Origin of the sequence: Candidatus Thiothrix phosphatis (genome assembly GCF_035668035.1) — a bacterium.
Taxonomy (GTDB): domain Bacteria; phylum Pseudomonadota; class Gammaproteobacteria; order Thiotrichales; family Thiotrichaceae; genus Thiothrix; species Thiothrix phosphatis.
Window position 1 is genome coordinate 1 of sequence record NZ_JAYMYJ010000006.1, and the last position, 4842, is coordinate 4842.

The following is a 4842-nucleotide window of genomic DNA, read 5'->3' on the forward strand; positions in this document are numbered from 1 at the left end:
CTGCGTTATGACCATCACATCCGCCCCGCCATCACCCCAGGCGCAAGCCATGCTCAAGGCCTTGCAGACTGCTGTGGCCAACAGCCTGGATAAAAAGCAGAAGCTCGGGCAATACGCCGTCATCTGGCAGAACGGCCAACCCGTGCAGTCCGGTGGCGATGCACCAAAGGCGGTCTCATGAGCAATCCCCCTCTCACGCCCGCAACCGCCATGTTGGCCGAACTGGTGCGCCGTTACTGGGTGCTGGGCATGGAATGCAGCCTGCTGGAGATCCAGAAGCTGGCCTGGTTTCTGGAGCGGGCCATCGAGCGCTACAACCCCGGCGACAACCCGCTGAATCTGCAGTTCGTGCCGCACAAGTACGGTCCTTACGCCAACCGGCTCGACCATCTGCTGAACAACCTTGATGGCAGCTACCTGCACTCCGAAAAGCGCATCAGCGACGCCAATCCACTGGATGTGATCTGGTTTGACGATGAGCGCAAGGCCTTCGTGCAAACCTATCTCAAGAGCGAGGCCAAAGCCTATACGCAAGCGCTGGAATCCACCGCCGCACTCATCGATGGCTTTGAGTCGCCCTTCGGCATGGAGCTGCTGGCCACCGTGGACTGGTTGCTGGCCCGCGAAGGTGTGGCGCCCGACGTGCCCGCCTTGCGTGAAGGGCTGCGCCACTGGCCTGGCGGCCCTGATGCCGCTGCCCGCAAGGATCGCCTCTTCGACGACCGGGCGCTGGGCATTGCCTTGGAGCGCCTGACACTGCCCGCCACCGCGCTGGCTTGAGGGGCAGGTGTGAGCGAATACGCGGAGGTCGAACGCCCCTTTTTGCAACAACTGGCAGAACTCGGCTGGACGGTCATCGACCAGGGAGCGGGCGTGCCACAGGACGCCGCCCCCAGCCTGCGCGTCAACTTTCGCCAATGGCTGCTGCCAAAGGTGTTCGACCATGCCGTGCGCGCAATCAACCGCACAGACGATGGGCGTGAGTGGTTAACCAACCGCCAGCTGGAAGACCTTCGCAGCCAATTGCTGCGCCACCCCAGCCGCACCTTGCTGGAAGCCAATGAGGCCGTGCAGGCGCTGCTGTTCAAAGTGCAGGCCGATGTCAACGAGCTGACGGGGGAAGCCGACCCGGTGGTACGGCTGATCGACTTTCATAACCCCGCGAACAACCAGTTTCACGCGATCAACCAGTTTCGCATCGACACGCCGGGCTGTGTGAAGGCGTTCATCATTCCGGACATCGTGCTGTTCGTTAACGGCATTCCTCTGGTGGTGGTGGAGTGCAAGAAGGGCTCGGAAACCTGCGCCAACCCGATGCAGGAGGCCTTTGTGCAACTGCAGCGCTACATGCGGCTCCGTAAGGAGACGGAATCCTCCGGCCTCAAGGAAGGCGAGCCCCGGCTGTTCTACAGCAGCCTGATGCTGGTGCGCAGCTGCGGCTTGGAAGCTGACTACGGCACCATCACCTCCGGTGAAGAGCACTTCCATGCCTGGAAGACGCTCCACCCAGCCGACGATTCCGCGCTGGCAGGGCTGAATGCCCAGCAGCAGTTGATGGCCGGGATGTTGAACAAGGTGAACCTGCTGCAGATCCTGCGCACCAGCTCGGTTTTCATGGACACGGACGGCGGCCCTCGTGTGAAGGTGGTGTGTCGCTATCAGCAATTCCGTGCCGCCAGCAAAATCGTCGAACGATTGCGCACCGGCGAAACGGCGGTAGAGCGCAGTGGCGTAGTGTGGCACACCCAAGGCTCGGGCAAGTCACTGACCATGGTGTTCCTGGCGCGAATGCTGCGCGCCAGCCGGGACCTTGCTGATTACAAAATCGTGCTGGTCAATGACCGGCAAGACCTGGAAGAACAACTGGGCGACACCGCCACACTGATTGGCGGGCGGGTGAATGTGATCGAAACCCGGGCAGGCCTGCGCCAGCACCTGTCGACCGACAGTTCGGACATCAGCATGGTGATGATCCACAAGTTTCAGGAGCACAAGCAGACGCTGACCAACACGGTGGCGGAAGCGCTGGGCACCTACCTGGCCATGCCAGCGGGCAAGACCTTCGGGGTGGTCAACACCTCGGATCGCATCATCCTGATGATCGACGAGGCCCACCGCACGCAAAGCTCGGACCTGGGCGACAACCTGTTCGAGGCTTTCCCCAACGCCACGCGCATCGCCTTCACCGGTACGCCGCTGCTCACGGAGCGCCACGGCGAAAAGAAGACCCACAAGCGCTTTGGCGAGTACATCGACACCTACCGCCTGATGGACGCGGTGAACGATGGGGCCACACTGCAAATCCTCTACGAAGGCAAGACCGCAGACAGCGCACTGAACGAAAAACATGCTTTCGACGAAGCCTTTGAAGACCTTTTCCGCGACCGCAGCGAAGAAGAGTTGCTGGCGATCAAGAAGAAGTACGGCGCGACCGGCGACATTCTGGAAGCCGAAAACCGCATCAACGCGATTGCCCGTGATCTGGTCGCTCACTATGTCGACAACATCTTGCCCAACGGCTTCAAGGCGCAGGTGGTGTGCCATTCCAAACTGGCGTGCATTCGTTACCAGAACGGCATCGAAGCCGCACTGACAGAACGTCTCGCCAAGGAAGAAGCGCAGGCTGCTCCCGACATGGGGCTGATCCAGCGCCTGCGCTTCCTCAAGACAGCCGTGGTGGTATCGTCGGACGGCACCAACGAGGCTGCTTACATTACCCACGCCCGCAAACAGGCGCAACGCATGAATGCGGTGGAGAACTTCTGCCGCAGCTTCGATATTGAAGACCCGGACAAGGAATACACCGGCATTGCCTTTCTGATCGTCTGCGACATGCTGCTGACGGGCTTCGATGCGCCCATCGAGCAGGTGATGTACATCGACAAGAAGCTGCGCGAGCACACCCTGCTGCAAGCCATCGCCCGCACCAATCGCGTGAAAAAGGGTAAGCAGCGCGGCTACATCGTCGACTACATCGGCCTGGCCAACCACCTGACCGATGCCTTGACCCTTTACGCGGCCAGCGATGAGCTGCAGGAACTGCACGACGGGATGAAGAACATCGCGTCGGAATTGCCAGTGCTGGAAGAACGTTACCAGCGGCTGCTCCAGCACTTCATGGCGCTGGGCATCAAACAGATCAAAGCCTTCGTCAATGGCGAGTTGCCTAATCTGGATGCCGAGGCCGCCTTGGTGCATGAGGCGGTGAAGGCGCTCAAGGACGACAAGAGGCGCGCTGACTTCGAGGTGTACCTCAAGAAGTTTCTGATGAGTCTGGACATCATCCTGCCCAACGCATTCGCACAGCCCTACCGTGTGCCCGCGAAGCGCTTCGGCTACATCCTGCAGGTGACCAAGGAGCGCTACAAGGACACCAGCCTTGATTTGGGCAGTGCTGGCGAAAAGGTGAAGGCGCTGATCAACGAACACTTGATCAGTCTGGGCATCAACCCCAAGGTGCCACCCGTCGAACTGCTGGCGGAAGACTTTCTCGACAAACTGGCTGCCCACGCAGGCCAGAACAACGAGGCCAAGGCCAGCGAGATGGAACACGCCATTCGCAAGCACTGCACTGTTCACCACGATGAAGACCCTGCCTTCTACAAGAGCCTATCGGAAAAGGTCGATGCGCTAATCGAGAAGCACCACGACGAGTGGGAGCGACTGGCCGAAAAGCTGGCCGAGCTGCGCAAGGAAGCCATTGCGGGCCGTCAGCAAGGTGAGGATGGCATGAGCAAGGAGGCGACGACCTTCTACGAGTACATCGTTCAGCTTGGCTTCGCAAATGGTTCTGTCAATGATGCAGACAAGCCTGCATTCAAGGCATTGATGGAGACCACCGTGGAGATACTGCAGGAAACCATTGCCAGCATCGATTTCTGGCAGAACCCCGACAAACAAAAGCGCGTGCGCGGTTTGATCAAGACCGAGATCGCCAAAACGGGCATCGAAGAACTGAAGCTCAATCGTGAGCGTGTGGCCGTAGAGGTCATGAAGCTGGCCAAGAACCGCCACGATGAATTGGTCAACATGGCACGGACAGGGGGAGCGTGATGCAGCTCCGTCAGGTGCGTGACATTCACTACCAGTTATTGCCGGGCTCAGACCGGCAGACCGCGGATATCGTGATCGAGCGCGATGGCATCATCACCGTTCGCCCACCACTGCGGATGACGCCCGAGCAAGTGGACGAAACCGTGCTCAGCAAGCGGATGTGGATCTACCGCAATCTGGCTGAATGGCGTGATCTCAACGCCACTCGCGTAACGCGCGAATGGGTCAGTGGCGAGACATTCTTCTACTTGGGCAGTCACTACCGGCTGCAGTTGGTGTCTGAACAAGACGAACCTCTCAAGTTGAAAGACGGCCGGTTCTGCCTGTTGCGCGAGGTTATCGAGCGTGACGGCCCGAATGCCGCTCATCAAGTCTTCGAGTCATTCTACAAGAGCAAGGGTTTGCCCCGGATTCAGAAGCGAGTGACGTACTTCGCAGCCAGGGTTGGCGTGAAGGCAGGCGATATTCGGATAAAGGATCTGGGCTACCGGTGGGCGTCGTGTACCAAGAATGGAGATCTGCATTTTCACTGGAAATGCCTCATGGCCCCGCTGACTATCCTCGACTACATCATCGTCCACGAACTGTGCCACCTGCACTACCGCGACCACTCGGACGCGTTCTGGAACGAAGTGGACAAGGTGTTGCCGGATTATCGGGAAAAGAAGGAATGGCTCAGGGCTCGCGGCGCTGAGTTGGACCTCTGACGAGACGCCCTGGTGGCAGTTGGTACTCTAGCTTTCATGAAGCGATAAAGTGATGCGCGCCGGTACACGCGCGAAAACTGGT

4 protein-coding genes are annotated in these 4842 nt (G+C 59.4%); all 4 read left to right on the forward strand.

The genetic code is table 11. The features are described from left to right. The coding region (locus VSS37_RS00645) for a hypothetical protein (RefSeq protein ID WP_324692670.1) at nucleotides 1–181 on the forward strand (181 nt) is incomplete at its 5' end. After that, on the forward strand, nucleotides 178–780 hold the full coding sequence (locus VSS37_RS00650; protein WP_324692671.1) for a hypothetical protein: 603 nt from the start codon (nucleotides 178–180) through the stop codon (nucleotides 778–780). The genes VSS37_RS00645 and VSS37_RS00650, both read left to right, overlap by 4 nt. A 9-nt stretch (nucleotides 781–789) precedes the next feature. Further along, complete coding sequence (locus VSS37_RS00655) at nucleotides 790–4053, forward strand: type I restriction endonuclease subunit R (protein WP_046536367.1); 3264 nt, start codon at nucleotides 790–792, stop codon at nucleotides 4051–4053. Continuing rightward, nucleotides 4053–4760 (forward strand): M48 family metallopeptidase, encoded by a 708-nt coding sequence (locus VSS37_RS00660; RefSeq protein ID WP_046536368.1) that lies wholly within the window; start codon nucleotides 4053–4055, stop codon nucleotides 4758–4760. The genes VSS37_RS00655 and VSS37_RS00660 overlap by 1 nt, the downstream gene beginning before the upstream one ends. The last annotated feature ends 82 nt before the right edge of the window (nucleotides 4761–4842 follow it).